Raw genomic sequence first — 17,731 nt, forward strand, 5'->3', positions numbered from 1 at the left:
TCCGGCGGCTGCCGGCTCCTTAGGCGCCCCCGGGCCAGCCCGTGTAGGCCTCGGCGAGGTAGGCCATGCCGTGGCGGGATGAGACCACTGAATTGAGTTCGCCGAGCTGGCGGGCGCGGGAGAAGTCGTCCGCGCCGGCCGGGGTATGCAGCATGGTGGTCATCCAGTATGAGAACTGCTGCGCCTTCCACACCCGGTCCAGGGCGCGGTCGCTGTAAGTCTCCAACAGCCGGTCGGAGCCGGCGTTGTAGTGGCTGTCCAGCCCCTCGAAGAGGACTTTGACGTCGTTGATGGCCAGGTTCAGGCCCTTGGCACCGGTGGGCGGCACGGTGTGTGCGGCGTCGCCGGCCAGGAAGAGGTTGCCGTGCCGCATGGGCGTGTGGACGAAGCTGCGGAAGGGAAGCACCATCTTCTCGATGACCGGCCCTTCCTTAAGTTCAAAGCCATTGCCGTTGACCCGGCTGCGGAACTCGGCCCAGATCCTGTCGTCATCCCACTCCGCCACGTTTTCCTTGGGATCGCACTGGAAATACATCCGCTGCACAGTCTCGGTGCGCTGGCTGATCAGGGCGAAGCCGTTGGCGGAGTTGGCGTAGATCAGCTCGTCGGAGCTGCGCGGCGCCTCGGCCAGGATGCCGAACCAGGCGAAGGGGTATTCGTGGAAGTACCACTTGCGGTGGGCCTCGGGGATCTGGAACCGGCAGTGGCTGCGCGATCCGTCTGCGCCCACCAGGAAGTCTGCCTGGATCTCGAACTCAACGCCCTCGGAATCGGTGAACCAGACCTTCGGCCTGCCTTCCAGGTCATGGACGGAGGTGTCGCTGACGCTGTAGCGGACATCGCCGCCGTCGTCCTTCCTCCGTGCTGCGAGATCCAGGAAGACGTCCGTCTGCGGGTACAGCCACACGGACTCCCCCACAAGGTCCTTGAAATCGACCCGGTGGCTCTCACCGTTGAACCGCAGTTCGATGCCGTCATGCCGGTCCCCGTCGCGCAGCACCCTGTCCGAGACGCCGCTGTCCACCAGCAGATTGACGGTGCCGTGCTCCAGGATTCCGGCGCGGACGGTGTGGGAGATTTCCTGGTGGCTGCGGACCTCGACCACCGTGGATTCGATGCCTGCCTTCGCCAGGAGATGGGAGAGCATCAGGCCTGCCGGGCCGCCTCCCATGATGGCCACCTGCGTGGTGATGACTTTTCGTGCCATGGCTGCGTCTCGCTTCGTTGCGGGGCCCGGGAAGGGGCCGGAATGGTTGCCTGGCTTCAGTGTGCGGGAAGAAGGGTGACGGGCGTTACGCCATTTCCGTTCAACGGAAAAGCAGACAGGGGCCGGGACTGCCCACCAGGGGAACAGTCAGGCCCCGGCCAAACCCCTGGCAATGCCGCGGGCGGCCGTTTGCAGTGCCGGCACCAGGGCCTGCAGGCGCATCTCCTGCAGGGGCACCACCACACCCAGTGAGGCCACAGCGCGCTGCCTGCGGTCCAGCACGGGCACCGCGATCCCCCAGGTATCCGGATCCACCACGCCCTTCAACTGCGCGAAGCCCTGGCGGGAGGTTTCGGCCAGCAGCCCCCGGATGTCCGCCGCAACCAGCTTCCCGTCGGGGTCGGCGAACTGGCCCAGGTACTCCTGCTGCAGCGCTTTGTCCTGGTGGGCCATGAGCGCCAGTCCGGCGGACGAGATATGGATGGGCATCCGGCCCGCTACCTGGGCCCGGTTGGCCACCGAGCCCCGGCGGGACAGCCGCTCCACGAAGAGCGCTTCCCAGCCGTCCAGCACCGCGAGGTTCACATTCTGGTTCAGGACCTGCTGGATGTCCTCCATGAAGGGCATGGCCGCCTGCCGTAGCGCCAACGCCGGGGAGGCGCGGTTCACCAGTTCCCATAACCGGAGTCCGGGCCGGACCATGCCGCCGGGAGCGGTTTCCAGCAGCCCGTGGCCGGCGAGCTGCTGCACCAGCCGGTGGGTGGTGGTCAGCGGAAGGCGCGCCCGGTCAGCCAGGTCGGACAACCGGAGGGCACCGACGTCCTGGGGGAAGGCCGAGATCACGCGCACGATCCGGTCCACCACCGAATCCCCCGAGCTTGAGTTCGCCACCGCCGTATCCCTTCCGTTCAATGGGACGTCCAGCGTACCCCCACGGCCGGAAACCTGGGGCGGATCAGGCGGTCAGGCCGCCGTCGTCCGCTGCCGGATGCCGCGCCGCTGCCTGAGGCGGCGCCACGCACTGGGAGCCAGCACCACGGCGATGCCGACGGCGGCGCCGATCACGGTCTCGATGATGCGGTCCCGTAGCAGGATGGAGGGTGAGGCGGGAACCACCAGCAGTGTTGAGACCAGCGCGAGGGGTGTTACGAAGACCTGGGCCAGCAGGTACTGGCGGATGATGAACATCTCGGCGCCGAACTGGCACAGCGCCATCACCAGCACCGTCTGCCACGGCTGCAGCCCCACCAGCAGTACGGCTGCCAGGACCAGAAGGCCCAGGACGGTGCCGATGATCCTTTGGATGCCCCGCCGCACCCGGTGCCGCGTGGTGTGGCCCACCAGCGGCACCACGGCAGCCACCATGGCCCAGTAGTTGTGCCCGAACCCCAGGCGCTCCCCGGCCCAGGTGGCCAGCGCGCCGGCAAGGCCGGCGGCCACCAGGTAGCCGAGCCCCTCAAGCCAGGCCGCGCGCTTCTCCGCGGGCGTGCGCCGGATCCGCGGAGGCGTGGTCCAGGGCGTGCGGTGGCTGGGAAGGATCCGGGACGAGAAGCCCACCAGCAGGGCGAACCCCGTGGTGAGGACAGCCACCAGCATGCCCTGCCAGAGCGGCGGCTGGTTGGGAATGGAGGCGATGGCGGCGAAGGCGAAGATATGGAACAGCGAGCCCGCCGGGCGCAGCCGAAGCCAGGAAATGGCAACGGAACAGGCTCCGGCCACCAGCGTGGTGGCCAGGACCAGCAGCCAGGTGTGGGTGGCGGCGTCCAGGTCCCAGGCGGGACCCATCCGGGCCGCGAGCGCCGCGAGGAGCATGACGAGCAGCATGAGCAGCCCGGCCCGCAGCTGCAGCACAAACCGGACCGCGTGGGGTTCGCCGCGGCCGTAGATCCCCGTGAAGGCGCCGAAGGACGCGAAGATTGCCAGGTCCAGCCTGCCGAGCAGCGCCAGCGTGATCAGGGGGACGAAGACGCCCACGGCGCACCTCAAGGCGGGGTGGTGGTCCTTGTTGCCGGGGCCAATGCTGAACATTTCGGCAAACATCTTCACGGGCAGCGCCTTCCTGGGGTTCCTGGGTGGATTCTCACGGGCGGCCGCGCTGACGTTCCTGGTAAATCCTATGGCGCTGGTCCCGGAAGTCCCCCGTCGCGTTCCCCTGAATGGAATGAGGAGGCAATGCGGCGGAAACAGCACCGGACGATGCTGGTGTCATGAAGCGCCCTGAACACAACACGCCAGCTGCCGAACTGCGCTGCGAGGTCTGCGGCCTGATGCCGGAACCGCCCAAGGCGCGTTTGACCCTGGCCAACGTCGCAGTAATGCTGCCCATCGAGTTGCTGGTCCACGCCCTGGTGGTGGAGACCCACCTCCCCTATGTGGCGAAAGTCCTGGTGCTGACCCTGACCGCCACAGTCCTGGTGATCTGGGTAGCCGAGCCCTCAGCGGCCCGGATGCTGCTGCGCTGGCTGCACGCCCCTGCCCTCCGGCAGCGGCGTCAGCTGGCGTCGGCCCCGTCCCTCTGGCGCGCGCGCACGCTGCTCCGGGACCAGCCGGGGTCGCTGCAGCGGATCACGGCGGCGCTGGCCCGGCTGGACACCAACATCCTGAGCATCCACGTCCACCCGGTCCCGGACGGGGTCCTGGATGAGTTTGTCCTCTCGGTCCCCGGGGAGGTGGGCGAGCCCGAGCTGCTGGCGGCATTGCTCGACGGCGGCGGCAGCAGTCCGCACGTCTGGCCCACCACCGCCCTGGCCATGGCTGACGGGCAGACCAGGGCGCTCAGCCTGGGAGCGAGGATCGCTGCGGCCCCGGACGAACTGCCCCTGGCGGTGGCCGAGCTTTTGCACGCACGGATCGTGCCGCCGTCGGACGCCGGCTTAAAAATGCCCGACGACGGGACGCACCTTAAGATCCCCACCGCCTGGCATGGTCCCATCACCTTCGCCCGGCCGGGAGAACCCTTCACACCGGCCGAGTCCGCACGGGCCCATCGGCTGGCGGAACTGGCCGAGATCATGTCCTACCGGCCGGCCGGGTCCCCAACAGCGCGTTGAGCCCCCACCCCACAACGGTAACCAGGACGATGGCGCCGGCCATGGAAACCAGCTGCACCGGGGCGGACAGGATGCCAAGGCTGACAATCAGCGTGGTGGCGCCCGCAGGAGGGTGCGGCAGGCCCAGCCAGGTCAGGACAAGGGTGGTCAGCCCAACCGACAACACTCCGCTGAGGACATGCAGCGGAGTCAGTCCGCCCACCGCCGCGGAGGGCTGGTCCTGCAGGCCCAACACATACAGGCAGAGCGCCCCTGCGGCCAGCCCCACGCCGTGGCCAACCAAGGTGTTGATGGGCCTTGATGCCTTCTGTTCGGGCGATTCGAAGAACAGCATCACTGTGGGCCCGAGGCTTGGGAACAACCAGGGAAGGTGGAACAGGAGGCCTGCCAGGCCACTGACGGCGAGGACCACGATACCCAGGACTCCGGCGTAGATAGCGGCGCCCAGCTTGTCCCAGCGTTGCTTTGCGCGGTCCAGAAGTGCGGTTTTCATGGCGATTCCTCTCTGCGGGTGCGACTGGCGGACGGCTGGCATCCCTGCCGCCCCCATTCGGGCCCGTACCCCACGCCCGGCGGTCACAATCCGTCAGCAGGGCCGCAGCAGCGTCCGGGATGCAAAAACCCTTGACAGTGGCCGGAGTCACTTCTACCGTTGTTTTTGGGATCCCAAATTGGGATCCCAAAAGTCACACTTCCCGCTCTACGCTCCGGATCGTCCAGCGGGCCTTTTCCCCGCCGGCAGGCCGAAGGCACTGCCAGGCAAGTACTACGCACCATTCGCATCCTCCCCATCCGTAAACTTCCCCGTGAAGGAGAAGCTGTGTCCATCCCAAACACTGAAACAACGTCCACGTCCGACGAGGCCGCTGCCCGCACTGCCGAAAAACCCGGAAAGGACGGCACGCAACGGCGCACCGCCGTCCGCTGGAAAATGTTCCTGCTCCTGCTCGTCCTGGTTGCCGTCAACTACATCGACCGCGGCTCCATTTCGGTCGCACTGCCCATCATCCAAAAGGAATTCAATCTCGCCCCGGAGCTTGTGGGCCTGCTGCTTTCCGCCTTCTTCTGGACCTACGCCCTCATGCAGATCCCCGTGGGCCTGCTCATCGACAAGTTCGGTCCCCGCAAGGTAATGACCGCCTCCTGCGTCGGCTGGGGCGCGGCAACTGCCGCGTCAGGGATGGCCGGAGGCTTCCTGAGCATGTTCATCGCCCGCCTCGGCATCGGCGTGACCGAAGCAGGTGTCATGCCGGCCGGCGGCAAGCTCAACGCCATCTGGATGCACAAGTCGGAGCGCGGCCGCGGAGCCACCATCCTGGACGCCGGCGCCCCGCTGGGTGCAGGCCTTGGCGGCATCCTCATCGCCGGCCTCATCGCAGCAACGGGCAGTTGGCGCAGTTCGTTCGTGATCGCCGGCGCCGCAACAGTCCTGATGGGCCTGGCCGTCTGGTGGTACGTCCGCGACAACCCGCGGCAGCATCGCGGTGTCAATGCCGCCGAAGCCGATTACATCGAAGCGTCGCACGCTGCCGAGGATGCCGAAGCCCAGCTCGACGGCAGCCAGGGCAAGCGCGCGCTGCTCCCCTACCTTAAGTTCCGCTCCTTCTGGGCGATGTGCTTCGGCTGGCTCGGCTTCAATGGAGTGTTCTATGGCCTGCTGACCTGGGGCCCGCTCTACCTCGCCCAGGCCAAGGGCTTCGACTTGAAGACCATCGGCTGGTCCACCTTCGTCATCTTCGGTGCCGGCTTCGTGGGTGAAATCCTGGGCGGCACCATTGCTGACAAGTGGCGTGCGTCCGGCGCCTCAGCCAACCGGGTGATGCGCACCCTCCTGGGCATCTCCAGCGCCGTGGTGATCGGCGGCCTGGTGGGCGTCACCGTGGTCCCGGACCCCACCACCGCGGTGGTCCTGCTCTCCCTCGTCATGTTCTTCCTGCGCTGGGTCGGCCTGTTCTGGAGCATCCCGTCCATCCTCGGCGGCCGCACCAACGCAGGCGTGCTGGGCGGTGCCATGAACTTCAGCGGCAACATCTCCGGGTTCGTCACTCCAATCGCCGTCGGCCTGATCGTGGGTGCCACCGGCTCCTACACGTGGGCGCTGCTGTACTTCGTGGGTTCGGCGGTGATCATGGGCGCATCAGTCCTCACCCTGAACTACAACAAGCGGCTTCCTGTCTAAGCTGACCCTCGCAGGGAAACTTGCAAACAATGCCCCGCAGCCGGGAGCAGTGCCGTACAAAAATCCGAATGGAGCATCATGCTGACCGCCGAAGAGACCCAGGACAAGGACCGCCCCCTCCGCGAAACCGTCCGGGACACCCTCCGCACCAGGATTTTTGAAGGACACTACGCTCCCGGCACGCGGCTGGTGGAGCGCGACCTGGCAGCCGAATTCTCCGTCTCCCGGCTGCCGGTCCGCGAGGCCCTGCGCATGCTCCGCCAGGAAGGCCTCATCAGCGACCGAGGCGCACGCGGGGCTGAAGTGAGCAGCCTCAGCCCCAAGGACGTGGAGGACCTCTTCGACGTCCGCCAGTCCCTGGAAGTCCTGGCCTGCCGGCTCGCCGCCAAGCGGGCCACCAAAGCAGACCTCGCCTACCTCAAGGGGCTGCTGGACAACGCGGAAGCCTTCCTGGCCAAGGGAGCGGTCATGGAGGCACACCGCTCCAACAGCGAGTTCCACGACGCCATCACCGCCATTGCTGACAACAACTTCCTCAAATCCGCCCTGGAACCCCTCCAGGGCCGGATGCACTGGCTGTTCCGGCACGTCAGCGACCTGCCCGAACTCATCCGCGAACACCGCGACCTGTACGCCGCCATTGCCAGCGGCGATCCGGACAAGGCAGCCGCCCAGTCCGCATCACACATCGGAAAGTACCGGGACCAGTTCCCCGAGGACTTCCAGAAGACCGAACCAGAATTCCACCGGAAGAGAAAATGAAACTCCTGGTCATCAACCCCAACATCAGCGCGGATGTCACGGCGCTGATTGAATCCGAGGCGCTCCGATCCGCCTCCCCCGGCACCGAACTGCTGGTCCGGACGGCCGGCCACGGCGTGGAATACATCGAGACCCGCTTTGAATCGCTGATCGCCGCCGGTGCTGTAGCCGAGATCATCGCCGAACACACCCGCGCCGGCGCAGCCCGGGTGGATGCCGTGGTGGTGGCCGCCTTCGGCGACCCCGGCATGCCGGCCCTGAAGGAACTGGCGGACGTGCCGGTCATCGGCATCACCGAGGCAGCACTGTGCGCAGCCGCACTCCAGGGCCACCGTTTCTCCATCATTGCCATCTCGGACCGGATCAAGCCCTGGTACCGGGAGTGTGTGGAGCAGTTCGGCCTCGCCGGGCGGCTGGCCTCCATCCGTTCCATCAATGACTCCCTGAACAGCATCGCCGCCGTGCAGCAGGACTTTCGGGAAACCCTGCTGGCACTCAGCCGGCAGGCCGTGGCTGAGGACGGCGCCGACGTCGTCATCCTTGCCGGCGCGCCGCTGGCCGGCCTTGCCCGCGAACTCAGGGGGCAGATTCCCGTCCCTGTGGTGGACGGGATCTCCGCCGGCGTCCGCATGGCCGAGGCGGTCGCCGCACTCCAGTCCGGTCCGCACCGCGCCGGCGCCTTCGCCCCACCCCCGGCCAAGGACCGCAAGGGCCTGTCAGGGACCCTGGACGCAGCCCTCGCCGCCCGCCAGGAGCATGCCGGCACTTCCACGCCCACCGCCTAGCCACAGCCCACCGACTTCAGGAGGACACCGATGTCCCGCCAGCCTCAACTCGTCATTGCCAACGCCATCGTGGTGAACAGCCACGACCGCCAGGAAGCGCACGTCGTGGTGCAGGACGGGCGCATTGCCCGGCTCGTCGACGCCGCCCTGCCCGTCCCCGCGGCGGACAACACCATCGACGCCACGGGCAAGCTCGTAATCCCCGGCGGCGTGGACGGACACTGCCACGTGGCCCAGGTGACCGGGCGCTTCCGCACCCTTGACGACTACCGGACCACCTCCACCGCAGCGCTGTGGGGCGGAACCACCACCATCATCGATTTCGGCATTCCCCGCGACGCCCAGGAAACCCCGCTCGCCGCCGCCCTGCACAAGAAGGAACTCGCCACACAGTCCCGCTGCGATGTTGCCCTCCACGGTTCCGTGGTCAGCTGGGACGAAACAGTGCCCTGGCAGCTTGGGCAGCTCGCAGCGGAAGGCATCAGGTCGGTGAAGATGTACACCACCAACCGCGGCAGCACCATGGCCGACGGCGACACCATCCTGAAGGTCATGCGGGAAATGGTGCGGCTGGACGGGTTGACCTACATCCATGCCGAGCACGATCCGATCATTGCCGACTGCACGGGGCAGCACGCCCAGGATGGCCGGATCGGCATCGAACACCTGCACCGGACCCGGCCGGAGCTGGCTGAGGAGATCTCGGTCAAGGAAACCCTGGCCATGGCCGAATACACGGGCGCCCCGGTCTACTTCGTCCACCAGTCCACGCCCGGGGCAGTCGACCTGGTGAGCGAGGCCCGGGACCGCGGGCTCCAGGCCTACTCCGAGACCTGCCCGCATTATGTGACGCTGGACGACTCCGTCTACGGCTCGAGATTCCCCGAGTGGTTCGCCTGCTGCCCGCCCATGCGCAGCGCGGAAACGGTGGCCGCCCTCAAGGAGCGGCTGGTGTCAGGCGCCATCCACACCATGTCCTCCGACCACTCCTGCTACGACCTGTCCCAGAAACGCGAGCGCACCGACGACGTGCGCGCCATGCCCCACGGCCTGCCCGGCGTGGAGACGCGGATGCCGGTCACTTTCACGGCCATGACGTCCGCCGGGGCAACCGTGGAGCAGTTCGTGGAGGCCTTCGCCGCAGCGCCTGCACGCATCAACGCCGTGCCCGGCAAGGGCCGCATCGCCGAGGGGTTCGACGCCGACCTGGTGGTTTTCGACCCCGCCGAGGAACGCACGGTGGACGGCTCAGCCCTGCACATGGGAACGGACTTCTCGCCCTTCGACGGGAAGGCACTCACGGGCTGGCCCGCCGTCGTTGTGTCCAACGGGCGGGTGGTCCTGGACGCCGATGGCTTCCATGACCCCGGCGCCGTGGGCCGCTTCATCAACCGCGACGGCTTCCGGGAGCACCAGTCCGCTGCCCCCGAAGCCTCCCAGCTCACCGCCGCCCTCTAGGAGCCACCATGCCCGCAACCACACGCCCGCACAGGATCGGCATGATCGTGCCGTCCTCCAACACCTGCCTGGAACCCCAGACCTACCGCATCCTGGGTGGCCGCACCGACGTCACCGTGCACTTCACCCGGATTCCCGTCACCCGCATCGCCCTGGATGACTCCTCCGACCGCCAGTTCGACCCCGCAGTCATGCAGGAGTCAGCCGGGCTGCTGGCGACGGCGGATGTGGACGTGATTGCCTGGAACGGCACCTCTGGCTCGTGGCTGGGCTCGGCGCACGACCGGGCGCTGGCGGCCGGCATCACCGGCGCCACCGGCATCCCCGCCACCACCTCCACGCTCGCGTACCTTGAGGCCTTCCGGACCTTCGGTACGGAGCGGATCGGCTTGTTCACCCCGTACACCGAGGACGTGAACCACCGGGTCATCGCGTCCTACGAGCGCGAGGGCATCAAGACCGTGGACCACCGGGCGCTGGGCCTCAGCGACAACGAATCCTTCGCCCGGGTCACCGACGACGAAATGCGCCCGGGCTCCCGGGAGCTCGCTGCCGCGGCCCCCGACGCCCTGGTTTACCTGTGCACCAACCTTTACGGGGCCAACATCAGCGCAGAGATCGAGGACGCCACCGGCGTTCCGGTGCTGGACTCCGTGGCCGTCACCCTCTGGCACGCCCTGAAACTGGCAGGTGCGCCGCTGCTTGAGCCCCGATGGGGGCGGCTGCTGGCCTAGCCGGCCTTACATCCGCAGGGTCAGGGCACCGGGCTCCATGGTCATGAGCACGTGCTTGCCCTCGCCCTCGTGGTCCCCGTCCAGCTGGTAGTCGTCCTTGTGTTCCAGCGTGATCTCCACGGTCTTGCCCTGGAAGTACTCCACGGCAGTGTCCTTGCCGCGGCCCTTGCCGATCATTCCCGCCACCACGGAGAGCCAGCCCAGCTTTCCGTGGTGGGGTGCCAGGACCGCGATGTCCAGCAGGCCGTCGTCCACCTTGGCATCAGGGAAGATCTCCAGGCCGCCCTGGACCTTGCCGCAGTTGCCCACCATCACGCTGCGGACCCCGCGGTGGACAGCCCTCTTGCCGTCAATCACCACGGTTGCCTTCACTGGTTTTCCGGGCAGGTTCCGGATCCCGGCGTCCACGTAGGCCAACCAGCCCACCTTGTGCTTCAGTTCCTGGTTGGTGTCCGCCATGATCGTGGCGTCATAGCCCATGCCGGCCATCACCAGGAACATTTGGTCCTTGTCCGGATCGCTGCGGCGGGCGCGGACCACGTCGATCTTCCTTTCCGTGCCCACCAGGGCACCGGACAGGGCGCCGTCATAGTCGGTGACGTCGATGCCCAGGTTGCGCGCCAGGAGGTTGCCCGTTCCCAGCGGCAGCAAACCCATGGGAATGTCCCCGCCGGCCAGGACCTCGGCGACACACCGTACTGTCCCGTCGCCGCCGGCTGCGATCACCAGGTCGGCGCCCTGGGCCAGGGCTTCCTTCGCCTGCCCCACGCCGGGATCCTCCTCCGTGGTCTCGAACCAGAGGGTTTCGCCCCAGCCGTTCTCCTCGCAGTGCTTGGCCATGAGCTCCCGCACGTCGATGTCCACCGTCTTTGCGGGGTTGATGACGACGGCGGCACGTTTGGGGGAAGGGGAATGGTGGTCAGTCATGGCGTCCTCTGGTGGCGGATGGAAAGCAAGCTTCTGAAAGAAGAGTAACCCGCGCCTGGTGCCTTTCCGTGCCTACAGCGCCTTGACCGCACCCAGCACCTGGGCCAGGGAGTCCTTGGCGTCGCCGAATAGCAGGGACGTCTGCGGCTGGTACAGCAGGTCGTTCTCGATGCCGGCGAACCCCGGGCGCATGGATCGCTTGAGGAACACCACCTGCCGCGCCTCCGCCACCTCCAGGATAGGCATCCCGTAAATTGGCGAGCCGGACGAGGTCTTGGCTGCCGGGTTCACCACATCGTTGGCGCCCACCACCAGGGCCACGTCCGTGGTCTTGAACTCCGGGTTGATCTCGCCCATCTCCTTCAGCGACTCGTATGGAACGTTGGCCTCGGCCAGGAGCACGTTCATGTGGCCCGGCATGCGGCCGGCCACCGGATGGATGGCGAAATCCACCTCGATGCCGCGGGCTTCCAGGGCCAGGGCCAGTTCGGCCGCCGTGTGCTGGCCCTGGGCCACGGCCAGGCCGTAGCCGGGGACGATGATCACCCGCTGGGCGTACCCCAAAAGAACAGCCACGTCCTCCGCCGACGACGAACGGACGGGACGCTCGCTGACGGCCGTTGACCCCGCCGTCGAACCTCCCCTGAAGGCCCCGAACAGGATGCCCGCCACGCTCCGGCCCATGGCGGCGGCCATGGCCCGGGTGAGGATGGTGCCCGAGGCCCCCACCAGGGTTCCTGCCACCACGAGCAGGACGTTGCCCAGCACCAGGCCGGACGCCGCGACAGCCAGGCCGGTGAAGGCGTTCAGCAGCGAGATGACGATGGGAACGTCTGCGCCGCCCACCGGCAGCACCAGCAGGACACCGGCGGCAAGGCCCAGGAGCAGCAACAGGACCGCAAGGGGCAGCGAACCGGTGACCACCACGGCCACGCCGGCGGCCACTGCGGCGAGCAGGACCACGGACATCACCACCGGCAGGCCCGGGAACACCACCGGCCGGGTGGTCATCAGTTCCTGCAGCTTGGCGAACGTGATGCCTGAACCCGCAAAGGAGACGGCACCCACCAGGAGCGTGAACACGATGGCCACCCGGACCCAGGGATCGTCCGAATGGGCCAGTTCCAGGAGGGCCACCAGTGCGGCCGCGCCGCCGCCCACCCCGTTGAACAGTGCCACCAGCTGCGGCATCTGCGTCATCTTCACGCGCCGGGCCACCGGTGCCGCCACCGCGCTGCCCACGGCGATGGCGCCCACAATCCAGGGAATGTTCTCCAGCCGGGCGGACAGGAACACGGTGGCGACGGCGATCAGCGCCCCGAGTGCGCCCACCAGGTTTCCCCGCCGGGCCGTCCGGGGGGAGCTGAGGCCGCGCAGGGCCAGGATGAAGCAGACCGCCGCGGCGAGGTAGAGCAGGGAGGTCCAGACGGGGTCGAGGAGGCTCATTTGCTGCCCGCCTTGGGTCCAGTGACGGTCCGGGCTGCGTCCTTCTTGGCGTGGAACATATGCAGCATCCGGTCCGTCACCACGAACCCGCCCACGAGGTTGGCGGTGGCAAGGACGACGGCGAGCAGCGCCACCGCCAGGACCCACGGGTCTGCTGCCTGGCCGGCCACAATGATGGCGCCGACCAGGATGATGCCGTGGATGGCATTGGCGCCGGACATCAGCGGCGTGTGCAGGGTGCTGGAGACCTTGGACACCACCTCGAAGCCGACGAATACCGCCAGTACCGTGATGGTCAGCAGGGCTGTTCCGTCCATCAGAGCGCTCCTTCCTGCCGGGCCGAGGCCGTGGCGGGCTCCGCGGCACTGCGTGCCCTGGCCGCCAGCAGCTCCGCCGTGGGCTGGTGCCGCACCACGCCATCGTGGGTGAGGCAGGCGCCGGCCACCACTTCGTCGTCGAAATCCAGGTTCAGGGTGCCGGCGCCGTCATCGGCGCGGACCAGCAGGGCCAGCAGGTTGGCCACGTTCTTGGCGTAGAGGCGCGAAGCGTCCGAGGCCATGGCCGAAGCCGGGTCCTTGAGGCCCACCAGGGTGATGTGCCCGGTTCCGTCGGCGGTGGGAATCGGGATGTCCTGGCCCGGCACCGACCCTTCCACGTTGCCCCCGGATTCCGCGGCGAGGTCGATCACGACGGATCCCGGCCGCATGCCCTGCACCATCTCCCGCGTCACCAAAAGGGGCGCCGGCCGCCCGGGGACTGCCGCCGTCGTAATCAATACGTCCGATTGCGCCACGTGGGGCGCCAGCAACTGCCGCTGCCGGGTGCCGGCGTCGGAACTCAGCTGCCGGGCGTAGCCGCCGGCCGCCTCCGCCGTCTCGAGATCCAGGCGGATGAAGGTGCCGCCCATGGATGCGACCTCGTCCGCGGAGGCGGGGCGGATGTCGTTGGCGAAAACCCGGGCACCCAGGCGCTTCGCCGTGCCGATGGCCTGAAGTCCAGCCACTCCGGCCCCTAGCACCAGGACCCGGGCGGGCGGCACTGTCCCGGCGGCGGTCATGTACAGCGGGAAGAAGCGGGGCAGCCGGATGGCCGCCTCCAGCACGCAGCGGTACCCGGCCACCAGCGCCTGGGAGGTCAGGGCGTCCATGGACTGGGCGCGGGAAATGCGCGGCACCAGTTCCAGGGCGAAGGACGTCACCCCGTTGTCCGTAAGCGCCTGCACGGCCGGCAGCTCGGACGACGGCGACGCGAGCCCTACGGTGACGGTGCCCCTTTTCAGGGACGCGGCAGTGTGCGGGTCAAGGGGGCGGACGTGGGCAAGGATGTCGAGGGCGGCAATGTCCAGCTCCGGGACGACTGTGGCGCCGGCCTTTTGGTATTCCTGATCCGCGTGCCCGGCACCATCCCCTGCGCCGGTTTCCACCAGGACCTCCAGCCCCAAACCGGCCAGTTGCCTGACGGTGTCCGGAGTGGCGGCAACACGCCGCTCACCTTCCCGGCGTTCCCGCGGTATGCCCAGTTTCACCCGGCAACTCCTCTTCCTCACAAGCAGTGCAGCGGCTCTGCTGCACGCAGTTGGCTAGAGTCTAGGGCCACTCCTGCCGGGACGGGAGTGGGGCGGCCGGCTTGGATAGCAAACAGTTATCTCCCGGCATGTGCTGATGTGCGCAGCGAGGATCCGGCCGGCTGCGCAGGGGCAGTCCCTGCGCAGCGTAACCGGAGGTGGCTGCGCGGTGCGGCGTGCCTGCTATCCGCGCGCCGTGAGGTCCGCGGAGATGAGCTTTGCAGTGGCCATGATCTCCTGCGCCACTGATGCCAGGTAGGCTTCCCGGTCCGGTTTGGCCTCCACGGACTGGGCCTGCAGGGAGACGTTCACCGCGGCCACCACCTTGGATCCGTCGTACACAGGAGCGGCTACGGACATCAGGCCCAGCTCCAGTTCCTGGTCCAGCAGGCACCAACCTTGTGCGCGGACGGTTTCCAGGACAGCCAGCAGCTCCTGGACAGATCCGAGGGCACGCGGCGTCAGCGGTTTGATGTGGGCAGCAGCAAGGTAGGCCTTGAGCTCTGCCGGCGGCAGGTAGGCGAGCAGCACCCGGCCCATTGATGTGGCGTAGGCCGGGAAGCGGGTGCCCACGGTGATGCCGATGGTCATGATGCGGCGGGTTGTCACGCGGGCGATGTAGGCGATGTCCGTGCCGTCCAGCACGGCGGCGGAGGTGGACTCCCCCAGCTTGAGGGAGAGCTCCTCCAGGTGCGGCTGGGCCAGTTGGGGAAGTGACAGCCCCGAAAGGTACGCGTACCCCAGCTGGAGGACCTTGGCGGTCAGCGCGAACGTCTTGCCGTCCGTGCGGACATAGCCCAGCTCCACCAGGGTGTGCAGGAACCGGCGTGCGGTGGCCCGGGTCAGGCCGGTGCGGCCCGCCACCTCGGTAAGCGTCATGACCGGACGCTCGGCGTCGAAGGCACGGATCACGGCAAGGCCCCGCGCCAGCGACTGGACATACTGGTCGCTGGCCTGCGGGGCGGGCTGGGTATCGGTACCTGCGGCGTCGGTCATGGTTACCAATCCTAGGGCTGTCCTCAGGCGGCGGCCTTGAGGGGGACGGGAACGAGTTCCTGGAGTTCTTCGAGGGTGCAGCCGAAGGTTTCACGGACGGTGACGCCGTCGGGCCCGGTGAGGAAGACGCCCTTGTCCGTGTAGACGCGGGTCACGCAGCCGACGCCGGTGATGGGATAGGTGCAGGACTCCACGATCTTGGAGGCTCCTTCGCGGGTCAGGAGGGTCATCATGACGAAGACGTCCTTGGCCCCGGTAGCCAGATCCATGGCACCGCCGACGGCGGGAATCGCCCCGGGTGCGCCGGTGTGCCAGTTGGCCAGGTCACCGGTTGCGGAGACCTGGAAGGCGCCCAGGACGCAGATGTCCAGGTGCCCGCCGCGCATGATCGCGAATGAATCGGCGTGGTGGAAGTAGGACGCACCGGGGAGTTCGGTCACGGGGATCTTGCCGGCGTTGATGAGGTCGCCGTCGATCTGGTCCCCTTCAGCAGCAGGGCCCATGCCGAGCATCCCGTTCTCCGTGTGGAGGGTGATGTTCTGTTCGTCGGTGAGGTAGTTGGAGACCAGGGTGGGCTGCCCGATTCCAAGGTTCACGAAGGACCCCGGGGCGATGTCCTTGGCCACGAGCCGGGCCAGCTCGTCCCGTCCCAGCGGTGTGGTGGAGGTCTGGAGCGTTGTTGCGGTGCTCATCTCAGGCTGCCTTTTCGGTGGTGGTGGAGGTGCCTGCGCCGCTGCCGGCAACCTTAACGATGCTGTTGACGTAGATCCCCGGGGTGACGACATTCTCCGGGTCCAGCGCCCCCGTAGGGACAATCTCCGAGACCTGGACGATGCTCTGCCTGGCGGCCGCTGCCATGATGGGCCCGAAGTTCCGTGCCGTCTTGCGGTAGACCAGGTTGCCCTTGCCGTCGGCCTTGAGGGCCTTGATCAGGGCCACGTCGGCGTGGATGGGGGTTTCGAACACCTGCCATTTGCCGTCCAGGAACCGGGTTTCCTTACCCTCGGCCAGCATGGTGCCGTACCCGGTGGGGGTGAAGAACCCGCCGATCCCCGCCCCGGCAGCGCGGATCCGTTCGGCCAGGTTGCCCTGCGGGACCAGTTCCAGCTCGATTTCGCCGGCCTTGTACTTGGCGTCGAAGTGCCAGGAGTCGGACTGCCGGGGGAAGGAGCAGATCATTTTCTTCACGCGGCCTTCCTTGATGAGCAGGGCCAGGCCCTGGTCGCCCTGGCCGGCGTTGTTGTTCACCACGGTCAGGTCCGTGGCGCCGCATTCGAGCAGCGCGTCGATCAGTTCGAACGGCTGGCCGGCGTTGCCGAACCCGCCGATCATCACGGTGGAACCGTCCTTGATGCCGGCCACGGCTTCCTGGACGGAATCTACGAAGTTCAGCATTACTGGTCCTTTCCAGCGGTGACGTTTTCGAGCACGACGGCCAGTCCCTGGCCCACGCCGATGCAGATTGCCGCGACGCCCCAGCGTTCGCCGGAGGCCTGCAGGGATCGGGCCAGGGTGCCCAGGATCCGGGTTCCGGAGGCACCGAGCGGGTGGCCCATGGCGATGGCACCGCCGTGCCGGTTCACGATGGAGGGGTCGATGCCCCAGGCGTGGATGCAGGCCAGGGACTGGGCGGCGAAGGCTTCGTTAAGTTCGACGGCGCCTACCTGGTCCCAGCCGATGCCCGCCTTCGCGAGGGCCTTGTTTGCCGCTTCCACAGGCGCGTAGCCGAAGTATTGCGGATCATTCGCGTGCGCCCCGCGCCCGGCGATCCGGGCCAGCGGCTCCAGCCCCAGCAGCCCGGCGGCAGCCTCGGACCCGATCCATGCCGCGGAGGCGCCGTCGGACAACGGCGAAGCATTCCCGGCGGTGACCGTGCCGCCCTCGGCCCGGAACACCGTCTTCAGGGCCGCCAGCTTCTCCGCCGACGAGCCGGCACGGATACCCTCGTCCCGGACCAGGTCCGTTCCCGGCACCGGGGTGACCAGGTTGTCGTAGAACCCCTCGTCCCAAGCCGCGGCGGAGAGGTTGTGCGAGGCGGCGGCGAACTCATCCTGCGCTTCGCGGGTGACGCCGTACTTCTCGCGCAAACGTTCGGTGGCTTCACCGAGCGAGATGGTCCATTCCTTGGGCATTGCCTTGTTCACCAGGCGCCAGCCCAGGGTGGTGGAGGCCAGGGTCATGTCCCCGGCCGGGTAGGGCTTCTCGGTCTTGGGCAGCACCCAGGGCGCACGGGACATCGACTCGGCCCCGCCCACCAGCATGAGGTCGGCGTCGCCGGCGTTGATCTGCCGGGAAGCGATGATCGCAGCATCCAGCGAGGACCCGCACAGCCGGTTGACCGTGGTACCGGGAATGGACACCGGGAGGCCCGCCAACAGCGTGCCCATCCGGGCGATGTTCCGGTTCTCCTCACCCGCGCCGTTGGCGTTGCCGAACACCACCTCATCAATCCGCTCGGGATCGAGCCCGGGCGCGCGCTTCACGGACTCCTTGATCACGTGCGCGGCAAGGTCATCCGGGCGGACGGCAGCGAGGCCGGAGCCGAACTTGCCGAACGGGGTGCGCACGGCGTCGTACACAAAAGCTTGGTTCATTACTTGTTCCTCTGGTTTGCGTCTGGGAT

The 17,731-nt window shown here is 67.7% G+C and carries 18 protein-coding genes; 6 read left to right on the forward strand and 12 right to left on the reverse strand.

Annotation, left to right across the window (positions count from 1 at the left end; translation table 11 throughout):
• Nucleotides 1–19: 19 nt before the first annotated feature.
• The 3 genes from ASG86_RS14580 to ASG86_RS14590 all read right to left on the reverse strand — a co-directional run bounded on the left by ASG86_RS14580 (nt 20) and on the right by ASG86_RS14590 (nt 3,253).
• Complete coding sequence (locus ASG86_RS14580) at nt 20–1,207, reverse strand: 4-hydroxybenzoate 3-monooxygenase (protein ID WP_056335747.1); 1,188 nt, start codon at nt 1,205–1,207, stop codon at nt 20–22.
• A gap of 147 nt (nt 1,208–1,354) precedes the next feature.
• The gene (locus tag ASG86_RS14585; protein ID WP_056335749.1) at nt 1,355–2,098 is read right to left on the reverse strand and encodes an IclR family transcriptional regulator; all 744 of its coding nucleotides are present in this window, start codon (nt 2,096–2,098) and stop codon (nt 1,355–1,357) included.
• Nucleotides 2,099–2,170: 72 nt separating this feature from the next.
• Nucleotides 2,171–3,253: an FUSC family protein gene (locus ASG86_RS14590; RefSeq protein WP_056335751.1), complete on the reverse strand. Its 1,083-nt coding sequence runs from the start codon at nt 3,251–3,253 to the stop codon at nt 2,171–2,173.
• Nucleotides 3,254–3,414: 161 nt separating this feature from the next.
• On the opposite strand from ASG86_RS14590, the gene ASG86_RS14595 reads away from it, so the two are divergent.
• Complete coding sequence (locus tag ASG86_RS14595) at nt 3,415–4,257, forward strand: ACT domain-containing protein (protein WP_056335753.1); 843 nt, start codon at nt 3,415–3,417, stop codon at nt 4,255–4,257.
• Here ASG86_RS14595 and ASG86_RS14600 read toward each other — a convergent pair.
• Nucleotides 4,217–4,750 (reverse strand): HPP family protein, encoded by a 534-nt coding sequence (locus ASG86_RS14600; protein WP_056335755.1) that lies wholly within the window; start codon nt 4,748–4,750, stop codon nt 4,217–4,219. The two genes, ASG86_RS14595 and ASG86_RS14600, sit on opposite strands and share 41 nt — an antisense overlap.
• 327 nt (nt 4,751–5,077) lie before the next feature.
• Here ASG86_RS14600 and ASG86_RS14605 point away from each other — a divergent pair, with 327 nt between their 5' ends.
• The 5 genes from ASG86_RS14605 to ASG86_RS14625 all read left to right on the forward strand — a co-directional run bounded on the left by ASG86_RS14605 (nt 5,078) and on the right by ASG86_RS14625 (nt 10,175).
• On the forward strand, nt 5,078–6,436 hold the full coding sequence (locus ASG86_RS14605) for an MFS transporter (protein WP_056335758.1): 1,359 nt from the start codon (nt 5,078–5,080) through the stop codon (nt 6,434–6,436).
• Nucleotides 6,437–6,514: 78 nt separating this feature from the next.
• The gene (locus ASG86_RS14610; protein WP_056335762.1) at nt 6,515–7,198 is read left to right on the forward strand and encodes a GntR family transcriptional regulator; all 684 of its coding nucleotides are present in this window, start codon (nt 6,515–6,517) and stop codon (nt 7,196–7,198) included.
• Entirely contained in the window at nt 7,195–7,983 is a 789-nt protein-coding gene (locus tag ASG86_RS14615) for an aspartate/glutamate racemase family protein (protein WP_056335764.1), read from the forward strand. The genes ASG86_RS14610 and ASG86_RS14615 overlap by 4 nt, the downstream gene beginning before the upstream one ends.
• Before the next feature lie 30 nt (nt 7,984–8,013).
• On the forward strand, nt 8,014–9,441 hold the full coding sequence (locus ASG86_RS14620; RefSeq protein WP_056335765.1) for an amidohydrolase family protein: 1,428 nt from the start codon (nt 8,014–8,016) through the stop codon (nt 9,439–9,441).
• An 8-nt stretch (nt 9,442–9,449) separates the two neighbouring features.
• Nucleotides 9,450–10,175 (forward strand): maleate cis-trans isomerase family protein, encoded by a 726-nt coding sequence (locus tag ASG86_RS14625; RefSeq protein ID WP_056335768.1) that lies wholly within the window; start codon nt 9,450–9,452, stop codon nt 10,173–10,175.
• A gap of 6 nt (nt 10,176–10,181) precedes the next feature.
• Here ASG86_RS14625 and ASG86_RS14630 read toward each other — a convergent pair whose 3' ends face one another.
• The 8 genes from ASG86_RS14630 to ASG86_RS14665 form a co-directional block, all read right to left on the reverse strand.
• Complete coding sequence (locus tag ASG86_RS14630) at nt 10,182–11,102, reverse strand: diacylglycerol/lipid kinase family protein (protein ID WP_056335770.1); 921 nt, start codon at nt 11,100–11,102, stop codon at nt 10,182–10,184.
• Nucleotides 11,103–11,174: 72 nt separating this feature from the next.
• The gene (locus ASG86_RS14635; protein ID WP_056335772.1) at nt 11,175–12,548 is read right to left on the reverse strand and encodes an NAD(P)(+) transhydrogenase (Re/Si-specific) subunit beta; all 1,374 of its coding nucleotides are present in this window, start codon (nt 12,546–12,548) and stop codon (nt 11,175–11,177) included.
• Nucleotides 12,545–12,865, reverse strand: coding sequence for an NAD(P) transhydrogenase subunit alpha (locus ASG86_RS14640; RefSeq protein WP_056335774.1), 321 nt, complete (start codon nt 12,863–12,865; stop codon nt 12,545–12,547). The genes ASG86_RS14635 and ASG86_RS14640 overlap by 4 nt, the downstream gene beginning before the upstream one ends.
• Nucleotides 12,865–14,073 (reverse strand): Re/Si-specific NAD(P)(+) transhydrogenase subunit alpha, encoded by a 1,209-nt coding sequence (locus tag ASG86_RS14645; protein ID WP_056335777.1) that lies wholly within the window; start codon nt 14,071–14,073, stop codon nt 12,865–12,867. The genes ASG86_RS14640 and ASG86_RS14645 overlap by 1 nt, the downstream gene beginning before the upstream one ends.
• A 222-nt stretch (nt 14,074–14,295) precedes the next feature.
• A complete protein-coding gene (locus ASG86_RS14650) occupies nt 14,296–15,108 on the reverse strand; it encodes an IclR family transcriptional regulator domain-containing protein (RefSeq protein WP_056335782.1) in 813 nt (270 codons plus the stop codon).
• Nucleotides 15,109–15,131: 23 nt separating this feature from the next.
• The gene (locus ASG86_RS14655; RefSeq protein ID WP_056335785.1) at nt 15,132–15,800 is read right to left on the reverse strand and encodes a 3-oxoacid CoA-transferase subunit B; all 669 of its coding nucleotides are present in this window, start codon (nt 15,798–15,800) and stop codon (nt 15,132–15,134) included.
• A 1-nt stretch (nt 15,801) separates the two neighbouring features.
• Nucleotides 15,802–16,503, reverse strand: a complete 702-nt coding sequence (locus tag ASG86_RS14660) for a 3-oxoacid CoA-transferase subunit A (protein WP_056335788.1) — start codon at nt 16,501–16,503, stop codon at nt 15,802–15,804.
• Entirely contained in the window at nt 16,503–17,702 is a 1,200-nt protein-coding gene (locus ASG86_RS14665; protein ID WP_056335791.1) for a thiolase family protein, read from the reverse strand. Before ASG86_RS14665 ends, ASG86_RS14660 begins: the two co-directional genes overlap by 1 nt.
• Nucleotides 17,703–17,731 lie beyond the last annotated feature (29 nt).

The organism is Arthrobacter sp. Soil764 (assembly GCF_001428075.1).
Classification (GTDB): domain Bacteria; phylum Actinomycetota; class Actinomycetes; order Actinomycetales; family Micrococcaceae; genus Arthrobacter.

Bases quoted from the DNA above. Each gene is read 5' to 3' on its own strand.
- ASG86_RS14630 (WP_056335770.1), bottom strand. From the start codon at position 11,102: ATGACTGACCACCATTCCCCTTCCCCCAAACGTGCCGCCGTCGTCATC.
- ASG86_RS14625 (WP_056335768.1), top strand. From the start codon at position 9,450: ATGCCCGCAACCACACGCCCGCACAGGATCGGCATGATCGTGCCGTCC.
- ASG86_RS14580 (WP_056335747.1), bottom strand. From the start codon at position 1,207: ATGGCACGAAAAGTCATCACCACGCAGGTGGCCATCATGGGAGGCGGC.
- ASG86_RS14615 (WP_056335764.1), top strand. From the start codon at position 7,195: ATGAAACTCCTGGTCATCAACCCCAACATCAGCGCGGATGTCACGGCG.
- ASG86_RS14660 (WP_056335788.1), bottom strand. From the start codon at position 16,503: ATGCTGAACTTCGTAGATTCCGTCCAGGAAGCCGTGGCCGGCATCAAG.
- ASG86_RS14635 (WP_056335772.1), bottom strand. From the start codon at position 12,548: ATGAGCCTCCTCGACCCCGTCTGGACCTCCCTGCTCTACCTCGCCGCG.
- ASG86_RS14600 (WP_056335755.1), bottom strand. From the start codon at position 4,750: ATGAAAACCGCACTTCTGGACCGCGCAAAGCAACGCTGGGACAAGCTG.
- ASG86_RS14665 (WP_056335791.1), bottom strand. From the start codon at position 17,702: ATGAACCAAGCTTTTGTGTACGACGCCGTGCGCACCCCGTTCGGCAAG.
- ASG86_RS14655 (WP_056335785.1), bottom strand. From the start codon at position 15,800: ATGAGCACCGCAACAACGCTCCAGACCTCCACCACACCGCTGGGACGG.
- ASG86_RS14650 (WP_056335782.1), bottom strand. From the start codon at position 15,108: ATGACCGACGCCGCAGGTACCGATACCCAGCCCGCCCCGCAGGCCAGC.
- ASG86_RS14610 (WP_056335762.1), top strand. From the start codon at position 6,515: ATGCTGACCGCCGAAGAGACCCAGGACAAGGACCGCCCCCTCCGCGAA.
- ASG86_RS14595 (WP_056335753.1), top strand. From the start codon at position 3,415: ATGAAGCGCCCTGAACACAACACGCCAGCTGCCGAACTGCGCTGCGAG.
- ASG86_RS14620 (WP_056335765.1), top strand. From the start codon at position 8,014: ATGTCCCGCCAGCCTCAACTCGTCATTGCCAACGCCATCGTGGTGAAC.
- ASG86_RS14640 (WP_056335774.1), bottom strand. From the start codon at position 12,865: ATGGACGGAACAGCCCTGCTGACCATCACGGTACTGGCGGTATTCGTC.